Source organism: Kutzneria kofuensis, assembly GCF_014203355.1.
In the GTDB taxonomy this organism is placed as follows: Bacteria; Actinomycetota; Actinomycetes; order Mycobacteriales; family Pseudonocardiaceae; genus Kutzneria; species Kutzneria kofuensis.
In genome coordinates this window covers 203,572-224,416 of the sequence record NZ_JACHIR010000002.1, presented here as the reverse complement: position 1 = coordinate 224,416, position 20,845 = coordinate 203,572, and the positions used below count along the sequence as shown (strand labels likewise).

Annotated in this window: 13 protein-coding genes; 12 read left to right on the top strand and 1 reads right to left on the bottom strand. The window is 70.4% G+C overall.

The window, feature by feature from the left end; translation table 11 throughout:
- From BJ998_RS40115 to BJ998_RS40090, 6 genes are read left to right on the top strand one after another with little or no spacing between them, the layout of a single operon-like run.
- On the top strand, positions 1-924 hold the full coding sequence (locus tag BJ998_RS40115) for a carbohydrate ABC transporter permease (protein WP_184869361.1): 924 nt from the start codon (positions 1-3) through the stop codon (positions 922-924).
- Between the two features lie 4 nt (positions 925-928).
- A complete protein-coding gene (locus tag BJ998_RS40110) occupies positions 929-1,744 on the top strand; it encodes a carbohydrate ABC transporter permease (RefSeq protein WP_312890616.1) in 816 nt (271 codons plus the stop codon).
- Positions 1,745-1,763: 19 nt separating this feature from the next.
- A complete protein-coding gene (locus BJ998_RS40105) occupies positions 1,764-3,662 on the top strand; it encodes a glycoside hydrolase family 127 protein (RefSeq protein ID WP_184869360.1) in 1,899 nt (632 codons plus the stop codon).
- A gap of 28 nt (positions 3,663-3,690) precedes the next feature.
- Positions 3,691-5,385, top strand: coding sequence for a carbohydrate-binding protein (locus BJ998_RS40100; protein ID WP_184869359.1), 1,695 nt, complete (start codon positions 3,691-3,693; stop codon positions 5,383-5,385).
- Between the two features lie 25 nt (positions 5,386-5,410).
- The gene (locus BJ998_RS40095) at positions 5,411-8,170 is read left to right on the top strand and encodes an RICIN domain-containing protein (protein ID WP_184869358.1); all 2,760 of its coding nucleotides are present in this window, start codon (positions 5,411-5,413) and stop codon (positions 8,168-8,170) included.
- Positions 8,171-8,225: 55 nt separating this feature from the next.
- Positions 8,226-10,448 (top strand): beta-L-arabinofuranosidase domain-containing protein, encoded by a 2,223-nt coding sequence (locus BJ998_RS40090; RefSeq protein WP_184869357.1) that lies wholly within the window; start codon positions 8,226-8,228, stop codon positions 10,446-10,448.
- A gap of 74 nt (positions 10,449-10,522) precedes the next feature.
- On the opposite strand, the gene BJ998_RS40085 is transcribed toward BJ998_RS40090, so the two are convergent.
- The gene (locus BJ998_RS40085; protein ID WP_184869356.1) at positions 10,523-10,717 is read right to left on the bottom strand and encodes an Rv3202a family protein; all 195 of its coding nucleotides are present in this window, start codon (positions 10,715-10,717) and stop codon (positions 10,523-10,525) included.
- A gap of 644 nt (positions 10,718-11,361) precedes the next feature.
- Here BJ998_RS40085 and BJ998_RS40080 point away from each other — a divergent pair.
- The 6 genes from BJ998_RS40080 to BJ998_RS40055 all read left to right on the top strand — a co-directional run bounded on the left by BJ998_RS40080 (position 11,362) and on the right by BJ998_RS40055 (position 20,797).
- Positions 11,362-11,670, top strand: coding sequence for a MerR family transcriptional regulator (locus BJ998_RS40080; protein ID WP_184869355.1), 309 nt, complete (start codon positions 11,362-11,364; stop codon positions 11,668-11,670).
- A gap of 217 nt (positions 11,671-11,887) precedes the next feature.
- On the top strand, positions 11,888-13,021 hold the full coding sequence (locus BJ998_RS40075; protein ID WP_184869755.1) for a glycosyltransferase family 4 protein: 1,134 nt from the start codon (positions 11,888-11,890) through the stop codon (positions 13,019-13,021).
- Complete coding sequence (locus BJ998_RS40070) at positions 13,018-15,135, top strand: amylo-alpha-1,6-glucosidase (protein WP_184869354.1); 2,118 nt, start codon at positions 13,018-13,020, stop codon at positions 15,133-15,135. The genes BJ998_RS40075 and BJ998_RS40070 overlap by 4 nt, the downstream gene beginning before the upstream one ends.
- Positions 15,136-15,219: 84 nt before the next feature.
- On the top strand, positions 15,220-17,523 hold the full coding sequence (locus BJ998_RS40065; protein WP_184869353.1) for a glycosyl hydrolase family 95 catalytic domain-containing protein: 2,304 nt from the start codon (positions 15,220-15,222) through the stop codon (positions 17,521-17,523).
- A gap of 218 nt (positions 17,524-17,741) precedes the next feature.
- Complete coding sequence (locus BJ998_RS40060; RefSeq protein ID WP_312890615.1) at positions 17,742-19,472, top strand: phosphatase PAP2 family protein; 1,731 nt, start codon at positions 17,742-17,744, stop codon at positions 19,470-19,472.
- Entirely contained in the window at positions 19,469-20,797 is a 1,329-nt protein-coding gene (locus BJ998_RS40055) for a jacalin-like lectin (protein ID WP_312890614.1), read from the top strand. Before BJ998_RS40060 ends, BJ998_RS40055 begins: the two co-directional genes overlap by 4 nt.
- The last annotated feature ends 48 nt before the right edge of the window (positions 20,798-20,845 follow it).

The following is a 20,845-nucleotide window of genomic DNA, read 5'->3' as shown; positions in this document are numbered from 1 at the left end:
ATGGTGTCCCTGTCACCGCCCCGGCAGTCGGTGCGCCCGGCCCCGCCGCCGGCGCCCCGGCGCGACCCGATCAGTCGCCGCCGCAGCCGACTCGGCCTGGTGTACGCGGCACCGATGGCGGTGCTGGTGGGGACCCTGTTCGTGGTCCCGCTCGTGCTGATGGTGTGGATGTCGCTCAACCACTGGCCGCTGCTGGGCGCGTCCGCGCCGAACGGCCTCACGAACTACCAGGCGCTGGGGGATCCGCTGTTCCTCCGCGCCGTCTGGTTCACCCTGAAGTACACCGCGGTCACCACGGTCGTGCTCGGCCTGATCGCCTTCGGCCTCGCCCTGCTGGTGCAGCGGAACCGGCGCGGGGTCGGCGCGGTCCGGGCGGTGCTGTTCCTGCCCAGCGCCGTCGGGCTCGCGTCGACCAGCCTGCTGTTCTACGGGCTGTTCACCACCGACTCGTCGCCGCTCAACGAACTCGTGCGGCTGGTCGGGCTGGGCCGGGTGGACTGGCTCGGCTCGACCGGCACCGCGCTCGGCTCGACCGTCGCCATGATCACCTGGCGGTTCGCCGGGTTCTACATGCTGATTCTGATGACCGGCCTGCAGAGCATCGACCCGGTGCTCTACGAGGCGGCCCGGATCGACGGCGCCGGCCGGTGGCAGACCCTGTGGCGGGTCACGCTTCCGTTGCTCCGGCCGACCCTCGCGCTGGCCATGGTGCTGTCGCTGACCGGCTCGCTGTTGGCGTTCGACCAGTTCTTCATCCTCACCGGCGGCCGGCACGACACGGCGACGGTGGTCATCGACATCTATCGCGAGGCCTTCCTGTCGCAGGACCTCGGCCGGGCGGCCGCGGTGTCGGTGGCCACGCTGGCGGTCCTGATCGTGGTGAACGTGGCGCAGATGCGGCTGATCCGCCGCGAGGGGCGGTGAGGTCGTGACGCGGACCCGTACCGGCGCCTTCTACCTCACCGGCGCGGCGCTGGCGGTGCTGTTCCTGCTGCCGATGCTGTGGACGGTCTTCTCGTCGGTGCGCGGCCGGGAGGCCGCGAGCGGCGGCGACGGCTGGGGATTGGCCAACTACCAACGACTTCTCGCCTACGGCAGCGGCCTGGGCACCTATCTGACCAACACGGTGGTGGTCGCCGTCGTCGCGGTCAGCGTCACGGTCGTGACGACGACGCTCGGCGGGTACGCCATGGTCCGGCTGCCGTTTCCCGGGCGCAATGTGCTGTTCCTGGTCACGCTGGCCGTGCTGATGGTGCCGTACACCACGATCCTGGTGCCGCTCTACATCCTGCTCGGCTGGCTCGGTCTGCAGAACTCGCTCGTCGGCCTCGGCCTGGTGCTGGCCGTGCTGCAACTGCCGTTCGGGCTGTTCATGATGCGCAACTCCTTCGACGCGTTGCCGGCCGAACTGGAGGAGGCGGCGCTCGTCGACGGCTGCACGATCACCGGCGCGCTGCGCCGGGTGCTGCTGCGCGGCGTGCTGCCCGGCATCGTGACGGTCGCGCTGTTCTCGTTCCTGGCCGCCTGGAACGAGTTCGTCGCACCGCTGATCTTCCTCACCGACGGCTCGAAGTTCACCCTGCCGGTCGCGTTGTTCAACCTCCAGTCCGGCAGCCTGGGCTCGGTGGACTTCGGCGCGCTGCAGGCCGGCGTGGTCGTCTCCGCCCTGCCGTGCGTCGCCGTGTTCCTCGTGCTGCAGCGCTACTACGTGCGCGGTTTCACCTCTGGCGCCCTCAAGGGCTAGCAGACAGGAGAGGACCTCGATGACCGAGTCCGTACCCGGTCCCGTCCAGCCCACCGCGGACGCGGTCGCGGCGTTGCGGCCGTTGCCGCTCACCGCGACCACCGTCGCCGACGACAGCCTGTGGGGGACATGGCTGCGGCGCAACGCCGCCCGCACCCTGCCGCACTGCGTCAGCCAGTTGCACGCCGCGGGCGCGATCGACAACCTGCGCCGCGTCACCGGCGAGGTCGACGGCGAGTTCCAGAACATGTGGTTCGCCGACTCCGACGTGCACAAGACGCTGGAGGCCGCCGCGTGGCAACTCGCGTTGACGCCGGAAGACGTCGAGCTGCGGGCGTTTCTCGACACGACCGCGGCGCTGCTGGCCAAGGCTCAGGACGTGGACGGCTACCTCAACTCGTACTACACGGTGGCCAAGCCGGAGCAGCGGTGGCAGGAACTGCACAAGAGCCACGAGCTGTACTGCGCGGGCCACCTCATCCAGGCCGCCGTCGCCGCGGACCGCGCGGGTGTCGGGGCCGAGGTCGTCACGGTCGCGCGCCGGTTCGCGGATCTGATCGTCGACCGGTTCACCGAGGTTGACGACGTCGACGGGCACCCGGAGATCGAGACCGCCCTGGTGGAGCTGTACCGGGTGACCGGCCACCGGCCGTACCTGGACCTGGCCAAGCGGTTCGTCGACCTGCGCGGGCACGGGCTGCTCAATCCGGAGCACTTCGGCGCTGTGTACCTCCAGGATCACGTCCCGGTCCGGCAGGCGGACGCGGTCGCCGGCCATGCGGTGCGGCAGCTCTATCTGCTCGCCGGCGTCGTGGACGTGGCAGTGGAGACGCACGACGACGAGTTGCTGGCGGCCGCGCGACGCCTGTGGGACGACGCGTTCGGCGCGAAGACGTACGTCACCGGTGCGCACGGGTCCCGGCATCGCGACGAGGCCTTCGGCGACCCGTACGAGCTCCCCGCCGACCGCGCGTACGCCGAGACCTGCGCCGCGATCGCGAGCTTCCAGTGGAACTGGCGCATGCTGCTGGCGACCGGTGACGTCCGGCACGCCGACGAGATGGAACGCGTGCTGCACAACGCGATCGCCGGCTCGACCGCCTCGGACGGCCAGCACTTCTTCTACTCCAACCCGCTGCACCTGCGCACCGGCCACGACGGCTCGCACGAGGACGCCCCGTCTCAACGCCTGCCGTGGTACACCTGCGCCTGCTGCCCGCCCAACCTCGCCCGCCTGATGGCCTCCCTGCCCGGGTACGCGGTCACCGCCGACGACAGTGGACTCCAGGTCCAGCTCTACACCGCTGGCGAGATCGAGACCACCGTGGACGGAGAGCCTGTTCGGATCGCCGTACGGACCGAGTACCCGTGGGACGGCCGTGTCGAACTGACCGTCACCACGGACGCGCCGCTCACCTTGGGGCTGAGGATCCCCGGTTGGTGCGCCGCCGAGGACGTGCGCCTGGACGGTGAACCGGTCGAACCGGTCGACGGCTATCTGCGGTTGCGGCGCGACTGGAAGCCGGGCGTCGCCATGACCCTCGATCTTCCGATGCCGGCCCGCGTCGTCCGGCCACATCCGCGGATCGACGCGGTGCGCGGCTGCGTCGCGCTCACCCGCGGCCCGCTCGTCTACTGCGTCGAGCAGGCGGACCTGCCCGACGGTGTGATCTTGGAGGACGTGCGGGTCGACCCGTCCGCGCCGGTGGTGGTCAACCGTGCGACCGGACTGCCGGACGTCCCGGTGGCGCTCACCGTGACCGGAACCGTTCAGGCCACCGACGCTCCGCTGTACCCGGCGGCGCCGGTCGAGGAGACCACCGAATCGCTCGCGTTCACAGCCGTTCCGTACTTCCTGTGGGGAAACCGGAAACCCGGCCCGATGCGGGTGTGGATTCCGGCCGCCGCCACGGAATGACCCTGCCCCTGCCCATGGAGGAGAGCCGATGGCACTACGACGCCTCGGGATCACCGGCATCGTCGTCGCGATGACCGCCCTGCTCGCACCGTCCGCCCACGCCGCCGGCCACACCCTGGCCGTCGACGTCGGATCGCCGTTCCGGCCGGTCACGCACGTCGCGTCCGGCGGTCTGTACGCCCTGGCCGAGAACGGCCGACCGGCCGACTCGACACTGCTGCCGATCAAGATGAACACCCTCACCCAGCCGCCGCCCGGAGTGGGGCAGAAGCCCAACGGCCAGCCGCCCGGCGGCGACGGCCTGCTGGTCGCGCCGCAGGCGGACCGGGTCGGCGCCGGCGAGGTGATCCGCATGCCGGACATCTACCCGGACTTCCCGTACAAGTGGGTCAGCTGGGACGACTGGCTGGCCAAGGTGGACACGATGGTGTCCAGGCGGCTGGCCGCCGGGTCGGTGAGCAACGTGGCCGCCTGGGAGATCTGGAACGAGCCGGACGGCACCTGGAACACCGCGGCCGCGGGCGACTTCAACGCCGGCTGGACCCGTACCGTGCAACGGATCCGCACTCGCGACACGGTGACGCCGGTCGCCGGGCCCGGCTACTCGCACTGGGACGCCACCCGGATGCGGGCGTTCCTCGTCAACGCCAAGAACACCAACACGGTGCCGGACGTCGTCGTCTGGCACGAGCTGGGCCACACCAGCGGGTCGGTCGCGGCGGACGTGGCGGCCTACCGGTCGCTGGAGTCGTCGCTGGGCATCAGCCCGCGGCCGATCTTCATCAACGAGTACGCGTGGACCGACGAGGTCGACGTGCCCGGCCGCGTCGCGAACTACATCGCCAAGTTCGAGCGGGCCGGCGTGTGGGCGGCCGACCGGGCCTTCTGGTACGAGTACGGCACGGTCAACGGCCTGGTGGTGAACAACAACCAGCCGACCGGCACGTGGTGGCTGTACAAGTGGTACGGCGACATGGCCGGCTCCATGGTGACCACCACGCCGCCGGCCCAGACCGGGCTCGACGGCTTCGCCGCCTACGATCCCACCCGCCGCCGGGCCGACGTCGTGTTCGGCGACGAGGCCGGCACCAACTCCGTGCGCGTCAGCGGTCTCGGCGCGATGGGCGGCACGGTCCGGGTCACCCTCGAGTCCACGCCGGCCTCCGGTCGGTTCACGGCGGTGGCCGCGCCGACGACGATCTCCGACTCCACCTACACCGTCTCCAATGGACAGATCACCGTCTCGGTGCCGAACATGTCGGCGACCAGCGCATACCACCTGGTGGTCCAGCCGACCGGCGGTGTTCCGGCCTACCAGCAACGGTACGAGGCGGAGAACGCGTCGGTGTTCCGGGCCCAGCGGCTGTCCAGCTCCAGCGCGTCCAACGGCGGCTACGTGGGGCGGATCGACAACTCCGGCGATCCGCGCAGCGACAGCTACGTCGACTTCGTCGTCAACGTGCCGGAGACGCGGACCTACACGATGACCATCGGCTACGCCAACGGCACCGGAGCCGTTGCCACCCAAGGACTTGCCTACAACGGCGGCTCGTGGTCGACCGTGAGCTATCCGCCGACCGCCGGCTGGGGCAAGTTCGGCGCCACCACAACCACCACCGTGAACCTGCACACGGGCTACAACGTGATCCGGCTGGCCAAGGGCGCGCCGTACTTCGCTGGCGGCACCGGATACGCGGAACTGGACTACATCCAACTCAACTGAACAACCGATTCCCTGCGAGGGCCCGATGAAGTGTCCTGTCGCTCCACGACGATCGGTTCTCCTGGCGGTCGCCGCGCTCGCCGTGATGGTCCCGGCGACCGCGGCGCACGCCGCCGACGGCTTCACCAGCACCATGGTCAACCAGGCCAACGGGAACTGCGCCGACGTACCAGGCGGCGCGGGCACCAGCGGGCTGCAACTCGTCCAGTGGTCCTGCAACTCCGGGACCAACCAGTCGTTCACGTTCACCCCTGTCTCCGGTGACGTGTACACGATCGGCACCGTCACCGCGGGAGACTGCCTCGACATCTCCGGCGCGTCCGACAGCGACAACGCGGCAGTGATCCAGTACGGCTGCCATTCCGGAACGAACCAGCAGTTCCACCTGAAGCCGGTGAGCGGCGCCAGCAACACGTTCACCGTCGTATCGGTCAGCTCCGGCAAGTGCGTCGCTCCATCCGGGGACAGCACGGTGAACAACACCGCCCTGGTCCAACTGCCGTGCTCCGGCGCGGCCAGCCGGGCCTGGCAGATCGCCGGCTTCGGCGGCGGCGGAGGCACGACCCCGCCGCCCAGCGGCTACCAGGGCATCCCGAACCTGAACCCGAACGCGTGCCACAACTCCGGCCTGCCGAGGGCGTACGGCACGAACTTCCAGACCCCGAACGACCCGTACGGCCAGGGTTTCCAGAACACCACGGCACTGGGCTGGGACGGCAACTACTGGCCGGTGTTCTCCTACCTGTCGGGCTCGTTCTTCGCCCGCGGCGTGAACAGCACGTACAACGGGCTGTGCGGCGGCATGTACTCGTTCAGCGCGTACAACTACGGCGGCGCCCCCGGGCGCCAGAGCGTGCAGTGGACCGAGGACAACGGCTACCTGCCCGCGATGAAGACCAGCCGGACGTCGGGCAACGTCGGCATCACCATCAAGAACTTCGCCGACAAGGAGACCGTCAACGGCAACAGCTTCATGCTGGTCTACACCCGGGTTTCGGTCACCGACAACGGGTCCGCCGCGGTGACAGTGCCGCCCGGCGGCTCCGGGCCGAACCTGGTGCGGCTCACCAGCTCCGCACTGGACACCGTGCAGCCCGGGCAGACCAGCAATCACGACTTCGTTGTGGCGGTGGACAACTTCGGCAACGGGGCGGCGCTGCCCACCGGGTCGGTGCTGTCGGGCGGTGCGCCGAACTACGACACCGCCTACAACCACATGGCCTCGTACTGGAATTCGCGGCTGGCCGAGCTCAACACGTTCAGCCTGCCCAACACCACGCTGCCCAACACCGGCAACCTGGCCAATCCGGGCACCGCGATGACCAACGCCTACAAGGCCGGCACGATCTACAACCTGATGACGCAGATCGGCCAGGCGCAGTTCTCCGGGGCCAACAACTACAACTGGATCCTCAACCACGACGCGCCTGGCGAACTGACCGCCAAGTTCGAGACCGGCGACTTTCACGACGGCCGCAACCTGCTGCTGACCGCGCGGATCTCCGAGCAGGACAACTGGGACGAGGTCGGGGCCAACTGGTACTGGGACGGCGTGTGGAAGACGATGGGCGCCTGGGCGACCTATCTGGCCAAGACCAACGACACCTCCTTCGTCAGCCAGTTCTTCCACGACGACGCCGGCGGTTCCGCCCAGTGGGGGCCGAGCCTGTACACCATCGCCCGGGTGAAGTACCCGGCGCAGCTGGCCTCCGACGGCACGCTGCAGGCCAACTTCGACAACGACTCCACCGGCCGCTGGCTGTTCAGCAACTTCTCCGCGCTGCAGATGCTGGCCTCCTACAAGTACATCGCGACCAGGATCGGGCAGACCAGCGAGGCGCAGTGGGCCGACGGTGCCTACACCAAGCTGCTCAACGCCCTCAACACCGTGGTCGGCCGCAACCAGTCGGCGAACGGGTTCACCTATCTGCCGTGTGAGGTGGACAAGCCCAACAGCGCCAACCGCTGCAACACCGTCAACGACGCGAACTGGGCGTCGCCGGGCTGGGTCGGGCAGAACCAGTGGTCGACGATGCTGGCCGGCGGCACGCTGAACGGCGTCATGGGTGACCCCGGACAGATCGACCGGATGTACCAGTGGGGATTCAACCGCCTCTCCGGCAGCGGCTACCCGTATCCCACCTTCGGCGCCTTCAACGGCTACTCCACCGCGTACAACACCTCGTACTCCTCGGACGGGTTGTTCTCCAACAACTACCGGGACCTGCCGATCACCAGCTACGCCTGGCAGATCAAGACCACCACCGGCGGCCCGAACGCCTGGTGGGAGGCCAACGGGGACGGGCCGGACTCCAACAACCCGTGGATCGGCAGCCACGCCGGGCCGGAGTTCGGGGCCTGCCCGTACGCGTGGCCGATCGCCGGCCAGCAGCAGGGGTTGCTGGAGTCCCTGGTGGCCGAGGGCCTGTCGTCGACCGGCACGGGGCCGTACACCTACACGCGGCCGCTCTACGTCGGACGTGGCGTCCCGAACGGCTGGCTCACCGCCGGCCAGAGCATCTCGGTCGGCAACCTGACCACCAGCTACGACGTCTCCTCCGGCAGCCGTTCCACCTACGGCGTGTCGCTCGCGGTCAGCGGCTCCGGCTCGGGCCGCACCGTCACCGTGTCCCTCTCCGGCACCTTGCCCGGCGGCCCGGTCTACATCCAGCTGCCGGTGTTCCTCAGCGTCGGCGTCACCGCCGTCAGCGGCGGCAGCTACAACGCCGGCACACACACCGTCACCGCCAGCGCGAACACGGTGACGATCACCCTGGCCAGCTGAGCCGACCAGCGCCGGTGCGCGAAGCGCACCGGCGCTCCTGGGGAAAGGTCCAACGATGTACTCCTTGAACCGACGCACCATGCTCAAAGCCGTCGGCGCGGTCTCCGCCGGTGTCGCACTGGCGTCAAAGGCCGAGGCGGCCACCGCCGCACCGACACCCGTCGGCGTGTCGGCGTACCCGTTCCCGCTCAGCGCGGTGCGGCTGCTGGCGAGCCCGTTCCTCGACAACATGAACCGCACGCTGGCCTACTTCCGGTTCGTCGACCCCGACCGGCTGCTGCACATGTTCCGGATCAACGTCGGCCTGCCCAGCTCGGCGCAGCCCTGCGGCGGCTGGGAAAGCCCGAACACCGAGCTGCGCGGCCACTCCACCGGCCACCTGATGTCCGGCTTGGCTCAGGCGTACGCGAACACCGGCGACACGACCTACAAGAGCAAGGGCGACTACCTGGTCAGCTCGCTGGCGGCCTGCCAGAGCGCGTCACCCAACGCCGGTTTCCACGCCGGCTACCTGTCCGCGTACCCCGAGAGCTTCTTCGACCGGCTGGAGAGCGGCCAGCAGGTGTGGGCGCCGTACTACACCCTGCACAAGATCATGGCCGGCCTGCTGGACCAGTACACCCTGGCCGGCAACAGCCAGGCGCTGACGGTGCTGACCGGCATGGCCGGCTGGGTGAAGTGGCGCACCGACCGGCTCAGCCAGGCCCAGATGCAGGCCGTGCTGGACACCGAGTTCGGCGGCATGCCCGAGGTGCTGGCCAATCTCTACCTGGTCACCGGCAACCGGGACCACCTCACCACCGCACAGCGGTTCGACCACGCCCGCATCCTGGACCCGCTCGCGGCCAACCAGGACCGACTCGCCGGATTCCACGCCAACACCCAGATCCCGAAGATCATCGGGGCGATCCGGGAATACCACGCCAGCGGAACCACCCGGTACCGCGACATCGCGGACAACTTCTGGCGCATCGTCACCGCCCACCACAGCTACGTGATCGGCGGCAACTCCAACGGCGAGTACTTCCAGACCCCGGACGCCGTCGCGAGCCAGCTGTCGGACACCACGTGCGAGGTCTGCAACACCTACAACATGCTCAAGCTGACCCGACAGCTGTTCTTCACCGACCCCACCCGCGCCGAGCTGATGGACTACTACGAACTGGCGCTGCTCAACCAGATCCTCGGCGAGCAGGACCCGACCTCCGCGCACGGATTCGTCACCTACTACACGCCGCTGCGCGCCGGCGGCATCAAGACGTACTCCAACGACTACGGCGACTTCACCTGCGACCACGGCACCGGCATGGAGTCGCAGACCAAGTTCGCCGACAGCATCTACTTCTACGCCGGCGAGACGCTGTACGTGAACCTGTTCACCGCCTCGGTGCTGACCTGGCCGGGCCGCGCGATCACGGTCAAGCAGGACACCACCTTCCCGAGCGCGTCGAGCACGCGGCTCACCATCGGCGGGTCCGGCCACATCGCGTTGAAGATCCGAATCCCGAGCTGGACCTCCGGCGCGACGATCAGGGTCAACGGGGCGCCGCCGAGCGTGGCCGTCACGCCGGGGACGTACGCGACGATCGACCGCACCTGGGCCGACGGTGACGTGGTCGACGTGTCGCTGCCGGCGTCGTTGAGCTTCCCGCGGGCCAACGACAACTCCGGTGTCGGTGCGGTGAAGTACGGCCCCGTGGTGTTGGCCGGCCAGTACGGCACCACCGACCTCGGCGGCGTGCTGCCCACGCTGCGGACGGACACGCTGGTACAGGACTCGGCGAATCCGCTGCGCTTCACCGCGACCGCGAGCACCGGATCGGTGTCCCTGCTGCCGTTCCACCAGACCCACCACACCCGGTACACGGTGTACTGGAAGATCGCGGGCGCGCCGCCACAAGGCAACTCGTACGAGGCGGAGGCCGGCGGCAACACTCTGGGCGGCCAGGCCGCCGTGCGCAGTTCATCCGGAGCCTCGGGAGGAGCCCTGGTCGGCTATGTCGGCAACGGCACCGCGAACTACCTGCGGTTCAACAACGTCACCGCCACCGCCGGCGCGCACAGGATCACCGTCTACTACGCCTCCGGCGAGGACCGGTCGATCGCCATCAGCGCGAACGGCGGCGCGGCGACCACTGTCGGCACGCCGAACAGCGGCGGCTGGGACACCGTCGGCTCCGTGACAGCCACCCTCACGCTCGTGGCCGGCGCCAACACCATCCTGATCACCAACGCCGGCGGTTGGGCCCCCGACATCGACCGAATCGTGGTGAGTTGAGCACGAGGCGGCTACTGGTAGTGGTCAACGTGCCGGGCAGGTCGTGCTCGGTCCGCGGGCTCAACGCCGTGAGGTCATGGCCACGGCTGGTCGTCCGGCAGCGGCACGACCCGCCGCTGGTCGGCGACATCGGCCGGGTCCGCCTCGGGCGTCGACGACGGGTCGTCCGAGGGTTCCTCGCCGGCGACGTCGAGATCGGGCTCGTCGAGATCGGGCCTGGCCGGCCGCAGCTGGTCGGCCACGTCGTTCCATGGCTTGTCGAAACTCATCGCTGTCCTCCCTGCCGGTCGACCGGGACGGTGACCAGGCTGTCCGACGCGGGAATGCCCGCCGCGGTCACCCCGACCGTGGCGGGCAGTTCGGACCCAACCTGAGCGGAAGCACACCTTGATCATGGGTCGGCTCTCGGCCGCCGTGGGCACCACCTCCTCGCGCGGACCACAGCCCTTCCACGATCGCCGTGTCGGCGGAGGGGAGCGCTCCCGGGCACCGACTCGTCGGGCCGTGCGGTCCGCGTCGGTCGACAGCGTCGAGGTGACCGGGCGGGATTCCCGGCGGCCGGGCCGCGGCGCCGCCGGGATGTCGCGGTGCGGCGGTGGCGGGGGGAGGTCCGGATCGAAGGCGGACGGGCCGAAGTTGGCCGTGATGATCGCGGCGAACTCGTCCTGCAGCCACGCCGGCTCGGCGCACAGCAGCTCCGCGAAGCCGTTGCTGTCCGTCTGTGACCGCCGGCCGGCCACATCGGCACGGAGAACGTGTGCGTCCGTCATCTCGATCACTCCCAGACCACCATCACCGGGGTACTGACCGCGATGGATTTTTTGTAGCGCGCACTGCAGATTGTGTCAACCCCTTGCTGTAGCTACCCTGAAGTAGGGCGTGTGGGCCCAGGTGGCGGGGCGAGGAGGCACGCGTGGCACTGGACAAGCTCGACGACGCCGACTACCCCGCCTACACCACCGGTCAGGCCGCCGACCTGCTCGGCGTCCAGCAGGCATTCCTGCGGAGCCTGGACACCGCCGAGCTGGTCCGGCCGCACCGGTCCGGCGGCGGCCATCGCCGCTACAGCCGCCGCCAGCTCGAACTGGTGGCCAGGATCCGGGCCCTGTTCGACGAGGGGCACACCCTCGCCGCGACCGCGCGCATTATCGGCCTGGAGGACGAGCTCGCCGCCGCCCGCGACCAGATCGCCGACCTGCGCGGCCAGCTCGGCGCGCTGTGATCACCTTCACGATTTCGGTCAGACCTCTTGCCGCGCAACGGATCCGCTTGTTAGCACTCCAAGGCAGAGAGTGCTAACAGTGGTTCGCTCGTAGCTCGAGGAGGAACTCTTGAGCGGCCTGCTTTCCGCTGGCGCATCCCGGACGCCCGGTGTCCGCCGCCCGTCCGAGCGCCACCCCGTCACCGGCGCGACGCCCGACGGGCAGCTCCGGATCGCCATGATCGTGCCGCCCTACTTCGACGTCCCGCCCCAGGCCTACGGCGGGGTCGAGGCCGTCGTCGCCGACCTCGCCGACGCGCTGGTCCGACGAGGTCACCGCGTGACCCTGATCGGTGCGGGCCGGCCCGGCACGGCGGCCGACTTCCTGCCGGTGTGGGACCGCACGGTGCCCGAGCGCCTCGGCGAGCCGTACCCGGAGGTCATGCACGCCCTGGCCGCCAGGCGCGCCGTCGAGCGGCTGGCCCGCACCGAGGGCGTGGACGTGGTGCACGACCACACCTTCGCCGGCGCTCTCAACGCCGGCGGCTACCGGGAGCTGGGCCTGCCGACCGTGCTGACCGTGCACGGCCCGGTGAACGCCGACATGCACCGCTACTACCGCGAACTCGGCGACGACGTGAGCCTGGTGGCCATCAGCGACCGGCAGCGCGAACTCGCCCCGGACCTCAACTGGGTCGCGACGGTGCACAACGCGGTCCGCGTGCGGGACTTCCCGTTCCAGCGGGACAAGCGGGACTACGCGTTGTTCCTCGGCCGGTTCCACCCGGACAAGGCCCCGCACCTGGCGCTGGAGGCCGCCCACGCCGCCGGCCTGCCGCTGGTGCTGGCGGGCAAGTGCGCGGAGCCGATCGAGAAGGAGTACTTCGACCGTGAGGTCCGGCCGCGGCTGACCGAGCGGGACGAGGTGTTCGGCGTGGCCGACGCGCGCCAGAAGCGCGAGCTGCTGAAGTCGGCGCGCTGCCTGCTGTTCCCCATCCAGTGGGAGGAGCCGTTCGGCATGGTGATGATCGAGGCGATGGCCTGCGGCACCCCGGTGGTCGCGCTGCGCTCCGGCGCCGTGCCCGAGGTCGTCGTCGACGGCGTCACCGGTCTGGTGCTGGACGACCCGGAACAGCTGCCGGCGGCACTGGAACGGGTGCGGGGCATCGAGCCCGAGAAGTGCCGGGAACACGTCGCCCGACTGTTCGATGTGGACGGTCTCGGCGCCGGGTACGAGGCGGCGTACCGCTCGGTCCTCGACGGCGCCACCAGCTCCCTGCAGCAGCTGCGCCGTGACTACCCGGCGCTGGACCACGACCTCGACCGCGCCTACGACCGAGCCGACCTGCAGACCAGCGGGGAGCGGACGTGACGGCCCCGCAGGCGCTCAACGCCGCCGAGCCGGTGGCGATCGCCGGCGGCGCCGTCACCCTGGTCGAGGGCAGCACCTTCTGCCTGTCGGAGGCGACCGGCGACGTGCATCCCGGCGGTTCGCACGGCCTGTTCTTCCGCGACGCCCGGGTCATCTCGCGGTGGGAGCTGCGGCTGGACGGCCAACCGCCGCACCCGCTGTCGGTGATCACCCAGGAGGCGTTCGCCGCACGGTTCGTCCTGCGCCGCCCACCCCAGCTCGGGCACGCCGACAGCACCCTGCTCGTGGTGCGCGAACGCCTGCTCGGCGACGGGTTGCGCGAGACGATCACGCTGCAGAACCTCGGCCGCGAGGCCAGCGCGGTCACGCTCACTCTGCACGTCGACGCCGACTTCGCCGACCTGTTCGCGGTCAAGGAGGGCCGCGGGCACGGCGGCTGCGATGTCACGGTGGTGGGCGACGAGCTGCTGCTGCGGGACCGGGGCAACGCCTCGCGCGGGGTGTCGGTGAGCGCGTCGTCCGATCCACTGGTCACGCCGGGCGCGCTGAACTGGCGCATCGTCGTGCCGGCGGGACAGCGGTGGACGACGGAGATCGTCGCGCAGCCGACCCTGGCCAACCGGCGCGTACAGCCCCAGTTCCACCGGGGCGAGGGCCTGGAGAGCAGCGGCCCGGCCCGCAAGATCCAGGCGTGGCGCAACGCGAGCACGGTGATCACCGCGGACGATCCCGTGCTCACGCAGGTGTTGCAGCGCACCGAAAGCGACCTCGGTGCGCTGCAGATCCACGACCAGACCCGCGGCGACCGGCCCTTCGTCGCCGCCGGCGCGCCGTGGTTCATGACCCTGTTCGGCCGGGACAGCCTGCTCACCGCGTGGATGGCGCTGCCGCTGGACGTCGGTCTCGGGCTGGGCACCCTGCAGACGTTGGCCGATCTCCAGGGCACCCGGGTGGACCCGATCACCGAGGAGGAGCCCGGCCGCATACTGCACGAGCTGCGGCTGGGCCCGGACAGCACGCGGGTCCTCGGCGGCAGCCACTACTACGGCACCGTGGACGCGACGCCGTTGTTCGTGATGCTGCTGGCGGAATGCTGGCGTTGGGGCGCGCCGGAGGAGACCGTGCGGGCGTTGCTGCCGGCCGCCGACTCGGCGTTGAACTGGATCAGGCAGCACGGCGACCGGGACGGCGACGGCTTTGTCGAATACCGCCGGGCCACCGACCGCGGCCTGATCAACCAGGGCTGGAAGGACAGCTTCGACGGCGTCAACGACGCCACCGGCCGGCTCGCCGACAGCCCGGTCGCGCTGTGCGAGGTGCAGGGCTACGTCTACGCGGCGCTGCTGGCCCGCGCCGAACTGGCCGAGGCCTTCGACGACACGGCGACGGCCACCCGCTGCCGGGCCGAGGCGGAGGCGCTGCGCCAGCGGTTCACCGAACGCTTCTGGTTGCCCGACCGCGGCTGGTACGCCGTCGCGCTCGACGGACGCAAGCGGCCGGTGGATGCCCTGACCAGCAACGTGGCGCACTGCCTGTGGACCGGCATCGTGCCCGACGAGCACGCCGCCGTGCTGGTCGAACGGTTGGCGGACAAGGACATGGACAGCGGCTACGGGCTGCGGACGCTGGCGACGTCGATGGGCGCCTACAACCCGATGAGCTACCACAACGGATCGGTCTGGCCGCACGACACGGCCATCGCGGTCGCCGGCCTGATGCGGTACGCGCACCTGGACGGCGCGACCGCGCTGGCCCAGCGGCTGGCCACCGGGATACTGGACGCCGCCGCCTCGTTCGGGGCGCGCCTGCCGGAACTGTTCTGCGGTTTCTCCCGGGACGAGTTCAGCCCGCCGGTGCCGTACCCGACCTCCTGCTCGCCGCAGGCCTGGGCCAGCGCCGCGCCGGTGCTGCTCGTCCGGTCGTTCCTGCGGCTGGAGCCCCATGTCCCGGGCCGGACCGTGACCGTGCGGCCCGCCCTCCCGGCGGCGTGGGGGCAGGTGCGCCTGGACGACCTGCGGCTGGGCCCGGCCGCGGTGAACATCCGGGCCGAGGGTGACAAGGCCGACGTGCACGGCCTGCCCCCGGACTGGCAGCTGATCACGTCACGGGGGTGATCCGGCCGGGACCGACGGCGGCGAATCGCGACCCATCGTCGAACATTCGACAGTTGTCGTCGTCCGTCCCGGCATCCTGACCGTATGAGCTTCTGGTTCGACGGGCCGGCGCGGCGCTGGATCGAGGGCCTGCCGGTGGGCAACGGCCGGCTGGGCGCGATGGTGTGGGGCAGCGGCGACGAGGTCCGATGCAGCGTCAACGAGGACACCTTCTGGTCCGGGCCGCCGGCCGGCGACGAACCGACCGTGCCGGACGGGTTGCTGGACACGGTGCGGGCGATGCTCCGCGACGGCCGCCACGTGGCGGCGGGCGAGCTGCTGAAGACCGTTCAGCGGCGTGACACCGAGGCCTTCCAGCCGGTCGGCGACCTGGTGCTGCGGTGGTCCGAGCCGGCCACCGCGGCACTCCGTCGGGAGCTGAACCTGGTCGACGGCATCGCCACGCACCGACAGCCAGACGGATCGACCACCGAGGTCCTGGCCGAGGTGCGGCACGGCCTCCTGCTGCTGCACTGGACGAGCCCGGTGCCGCGGGACGGCGAACTGCGCTGGCAGACTCCGCAGCAGCGAAACGTCGTAGACGGCCTCACGTTGTTGTTGGCGGCGCCGGCGCATGTCGGCAGTGATGAGCGCGGCCCGGTCGTCGAGCACGACGATCGGGCCCTGCGGGCGGCGGCGGTGGCCCGCGTCCGGCTGGAGTCGGGTGGGTCGTTGGTGCTCGACGGCGAGGTGTTGCGGCTGCGCGGCGTTCAACAGCTGACCGTGTTCGTGGACGTGCGGACGAACTTCGCCGGGTGGAACCGACAGCCCACCTCGGACGAGCGGCAATGTGCGGCGGCGGCCGAGCGGGCGATCGAGTCCGCGTTCGACCGGCCGTGGGAGGAGCTTCGCGCGCACCACCGGGACGAGCACGCGGAGCGGATGGGCCGAGTGTCACTGCGACTCGGCGGCCCCGGACCCGACCGGCCGCTCGATGCGCGCCTTCAGGCCCGCGCCGACGGCGAGCCGGACGAGCAGTTGATCCCGCTGTTGTTCGACTTCGGCCGTTATCTGCTGCTGGCCTGCTCGCGGGCGGGCACGCAGCCGGCTCACCTGCAGGGCCTGTGGAACGACCAGGTGACGCCGCCGTGGAACTGCGACTACACCGTGAACATCAACACGGAGATGAACTACTGGCCGGCCGAGACCACCGGCCTGCCGGAGTGCCACGAACCGTTGCTGCGCCTGGTCGAGGAGCTGGCCGAGGCCGGCGGAGGGGTGGCGCGCGAGTTGTTCGGGGCGCGGGGCTGGGCCTGCAACCACAACACCGACCTGTGGCGTGCGACCTGGCCGGTGGGGGACGGGCGGGGCGATCCGATGTGGTCGTTCTGGCCGATGGGCGGCGTCTGGCTGTGCCTGCACCTGGCCGAGCACTGGGAGTTCGGCCGGGACCGGGAGTTCCTCCGCCGCACGGCGTGGCCGGTCGCCGCCGGAGCCGCGCGCTTCGCGCTGGATCTGCTGCACGAGGACGAGGACGGCCGGCTGGTGACCGGCCCGGCCACCTCGCCGGAGAATCGCTTCGTGACGGCGGACGGACCGGCCTCCGTGGACATCTCGTCCACAATGGACGGTACGCTGCTCCGAGAACTCTTCGGCTTCCTGCGACGCAGCGCCGAGGACGCCGGTGATGCGGCTGATTCCGGGCTGCTGGCCGAGATCGCCGCCGCATTGCCACGGCTGCGGCCGATAGCCGTCGGATCGGACGGTCGGCTGCTGGAGTGGCACACCGCCCGGGAGGAGACCGAGCCGACCCACCGGCACGTCTCGCACCTGGCCGGCGTCTTTCCCGGAAACACCGCCAGCTCGGAGCATCGGGTCGCATCGCGGCAAAGCCTGGAAGCGCGGGGCGACGAGAGCACCGGGTGGTCGACGGCGTGGAAGGCCGCGTTGTGGGCTCGGCTCGGTGACGGCGACCGGGCGCACCGGCTGCTCGACCTCCTGCTGCGACCCGTTCCGAGCGACGGCTCCGGCGGCGATCGTGGCGGCGTCTACCCGTCCCTGCTCTGCGCCCACCCGCCGTTCCAGATCGACGGCAACTTCGGCGCCACGGCGGCCATCGCCGAGATGCTGCTCCAGTCCCAACACGACGGTTGCCTCGACCTGTTGCCGGCGCTCCCGGCCGCCTGGCCCGAGGGCGAGGTTCGCGGCCTGCGCGCTCGTGGCGGATTCACTGTGGACCTGCTCGTGTGGTCGAACCACGCGCCGACCCACTGTCACGTGACCGCCGGTCCGCACGCGAAGGACACCGTCCGCCTGCGGTGGCGCGACGTTGACGGCACCGCGCGGGAGCGGGTGTGGCGTCGAGGTGATGGCACGGTGGAGCTGGCTCAGAATCGTCCAACGGATTGACGCTCGGCAAACCCCTACCTACGGCCCTTGACGTGCGGTTGGCGCCCACTGATCATTCCTCACGGTTCCGCACAAATGTGAGCGCTAACATTTCGGAGGGGCGTTTGAGATCGGGCACCTTGGGGCGGCGTGACTTCCTGCGCCGGACAACCCTTCTCACGGCCGGCCTTGTCGTCGGTTCGGCGGTCGATGTTCCTGCCGCACAGGCGGAAGCGCTCGTGTTGGCCTTCGTCGACAACTACCGCACGAACGTCTCGGCCAATCGGACGGTCGACACCAATGCGGCGGTCCGCGCGCTGTCCGGGATGCAGCGACTGTGGCGGACCGGCGCCACGTGGAACGACGGCCGTGTGCTCAACCCGTTGGTACTGCGGGCGAACGTGCGGCACGTCGTCGCCGTCACCCGGTCACGCACGCAGGCGCAGGCCGAACGAGCCTTCATCTTCGACCGCCAGCACCAGTCGTACGCGGCGATCGGCGGCCTGGGTCCGCTGGCCGACCTCTACCGCCAGGGCGCGAAGGCCGTCACGAGCATCACCACCGCACCGGTCGGCACGCCGCCGACGACGATCGACGACGCGATCCCGCCGGGCGCGCCGGCCGGGTCGGCCCTCGGCGCGGGCGCCGAGGATTCGGAACTGGGGCTGGTGGCACGGCTGGTGAACACCGTGCGCGGGCCGTTCGCCTCCGGCAATCCGAGCAAGTACGCCTACCAGTATCCGCGTCCGTGGCGGCTGACCACCGACAGCCGGGTGGTCGACACCGGGCGCGTCGATGCCCTCGGCTACCCGGTGTACGAGTCCGATGTGGTCGTGGCGCCGCAGCTGCTGCGCCAGCGCAGCACCAGCCCGATCGACGACGCGGGTTACCCGAGCGGCCACACCAACGCGTTCCACCTGGCATGCCTCGCCCTGGCCTACGCCATCCCGGAACGGTTCCAGGAGCTGGTGGCACGGGCCTACGACCTTGCTGACACCAGGATCGTCGCCGGTATGCACTCGCCGCTCGACGTCATCGGCGGGCGAATCCTCGCAACCGCCCTCGCTGCCGCCACCCTCGCCGATCCGGCCAACGCCACGCTCAAGGCCGGCGCACGTGAGCAGGCGCTGCGCTACTTCACCGCGCAGACCGGCGCCGACAACCTGTACGAGCGGGCGCACACCGGACCCGACGACTACGCGGATCGGCGGGCCAACGCCGCCATGGTGGCCGCCCACTCGACCTATGGGTTGCCCGGTTCGGCCGCGCGAACGCCGATGACGGTGCCGAAGGGCGCCGAGGTGCTGTTGGAGACCCGCCTGCCCTACCTCGACGCGTCCCAGCGCCGCGAGGTGTTGCGGACCACGGCTTTCCCGGCGGGGAATCCGCTGATGGACGGCCCCGAGCAGTGGGGTCGGCTGAACCTGTTCGCGGCGGCCGACGGTTACGGCGCGTTCGACGCCGACGTCCGGGTCTCGATGGACGCCGCCCTCGGTGGGTTCTGCGCCAACGACAGCTGGCGCAACGACATCAGCGGCGTTGGCGGTCTCGTCAAGGCGGGCAGCGGAACGCTCACCCTCACCGGCCGCAACCAGTACCGGGGCGGTACCCGCGTCGAAGCGGGCAGCCTGGTGGCGTCGTCACTCGGCACGGGACCGGTCGACCTCTGCGATGGCACGCTACGGCTGACGCAGGGCCTGTGCGTGTCGAACTACCGCCAGGCCGGCGGCCGGCTGGTCGTGCGCCTCGGTGACGTGCTGGACGCGGCCGGCGGTTCCATCGTGGTCTCCGGCGGCGTTCTCGAAATCCTGCTGGGCTCGTCGTGGCCGCACGGACAGGTCCGTGTGCTCACGGCACGGCGGATGCACGGCCGGTTCGCCGCGATCACGGTCGACCGCCCGGGCGTGCGGGCGGTTCCCAGTTACAGCTCGACCGGAATGTCCATCCGAATCCTCAGGGAGCACGAGTGAAGAAACGCCTTGCCGCCCTTGCCTTTGCCGCCACGCTGCCCGCGGCGGCGCCGATGGCCGCGCACGCCGACACCACCGACGGGGGCAGTTTCTCCGTCCTGAGCTACAACGTGGCGGGCTTACCCGAGGGCATCTCCAGCGCCCCGACGCCCCGAGGGCCGGCAACCACGGCGATCGGGCAGCGCATCGGCTCGTACGACCTCGTGCACGTCGAGGAGGACTTCAACTACCACGCCGCGCTCTACGCCGCCGACAGCCACCCGTACCGGACGCCGACCAGCGGCGGGGCGGGCATCGGCAGCGGCCTGAACTCCCTGTCGTCGCTGCCCTACGACGGCGACGACTTCGAGCGGGTGCACTGGAACTCGTGCCAGGTCGACTCCGGGGACTGCCTGACCCCCAAGGGCTTCACCTTCATGCGGGTCCGGCTCGCCGAAGGGGTGTACGTCGACGTCTACAACCTGCACACGAACGCCGGCACCAACGACGGCGACGAGGCGTCGCGCGCGTCCAACCTCGCCCAGCTGACCGCCTTCATCCAGTCGCACTCGGCCGGCAACGCCGTGATCGTCATGGGCGACACCAACACGCGCTACACCCGTGCCGCCGACACCATCGGCGGATTCGCCGCCGACAACGGCCTCACCGACGCCTGGGTGCAACTCGTGCGCGGCGGCAGCGCTCCCGCGCCGGGCAGCCCGGCGCTGGTGTGCGACGAGCAAAACGTCACCAACGACTGCGAGGTCGTGGACAAGGTCCTCTACCGCGGCAGCAAGCTCGTCTCCCTCAACGCGACGCTCTACAACAACGAGCACGCCAAGTTCCTCGACGGCGACGGCAAGATGCTGTCCGACCACGATCCGATCACCGTGCGGTTCAGCTGGAGCCGCAACCCCGCGCTGCAACTGTCCGACCAGTTCGGCGGCCCGCACGGCGACTACTTCACCGACGTCGTCTCGGTTCCCGCCGCCGCACGCGTCCGCACGATCTCCCTGCGCAGCGGTTCCCGGGTCGACCAGGTCGGCGTCACGCTGGAGAACGGCACCACGCTGACGCACGGCGGCAGCGGCGGGACGGCGGCGTCGCTGGCGATGGGGAGCGACGAGTACGTGACGTCGGCGACCCTGTGCGAAGGCAGCTACGGCGGCCACACGCGGATCTTCTCGGCCCGCTTCGTCACCAACCTCGGGCACACACTGGCCGGCGGTTCGTCCACATCGGACTGCGTGACCCGAACCGCCCCGGACGGGTGGCAGATCGCCGGCTTCCACGGGCGGTCCGCCGACGAGGTGGACAAGCTCGGCTTCGTCTTCACCCGGCGCTGAAAGAGCGCCGGCGGCACGGTGCACACCACGTGCCGCCGGCGCCCGTTC

Bases quoted from the DNA above. Each gene is read 5' to 3' on its own strand.
- BJ998_RS40085 (WP_184869356.1), bottom strand. From the start codon at position 10,717: ATGAGTTTCGACAAGCCATGGAACGACGTGGCCGACCAGCTGCGGCCG.
- BJ998_RS40105 (WP_184869360.1), top strand. From the start codon at position 1,764: ATGACCGAGTCCGTACCCGGTCCCGTCCAGCCCACCGCGGACGCGGTC.
- BJ998_RS40095 (WP_184869358.1), top strand. From the start codon at position 5,411: ATGAAGTGTCCTGTCGCTCCACGACGATCGGTTCTCCTGGCGGTCGCC.
- BJ998_RS40100 (WP_184869359.1), top strand. From the start codon at position 3,691: ATGGCACTACGACGCCTCGGGATCACCGGCATCGTCGTCGCGATGACC.
- BJ998_RS40090 (WP_184869357.1), top strand. From the start codon at position 8,226: ATGTACTCCTTGAACCGACGCACCATGCTCAAAGCCGTCGGCGCGGTC.
- BJ998_RS40065 (WP_184869353.1), top strand. From the start codon at position 15,220: ATGAGCTTCTGGTTCGACGGGCCGGCGCGGCGCTGGATCGAGGGCCTG.
- BJ998_RS40075 (WP_184869755.1), top strand. From the start codon at position 11,888: ATGATCGTGCCGCCCTACTTCGACGTCCCGCCCCAGGCCTACGGCGGG.
- BJ998_RS40115 (WP_184869361.1), top strand. From the start codon at position 1: ATGGTGTCCCTGTCACCGCCCCGGCAGTCGGTGCGCCCGGCCCCGCCG.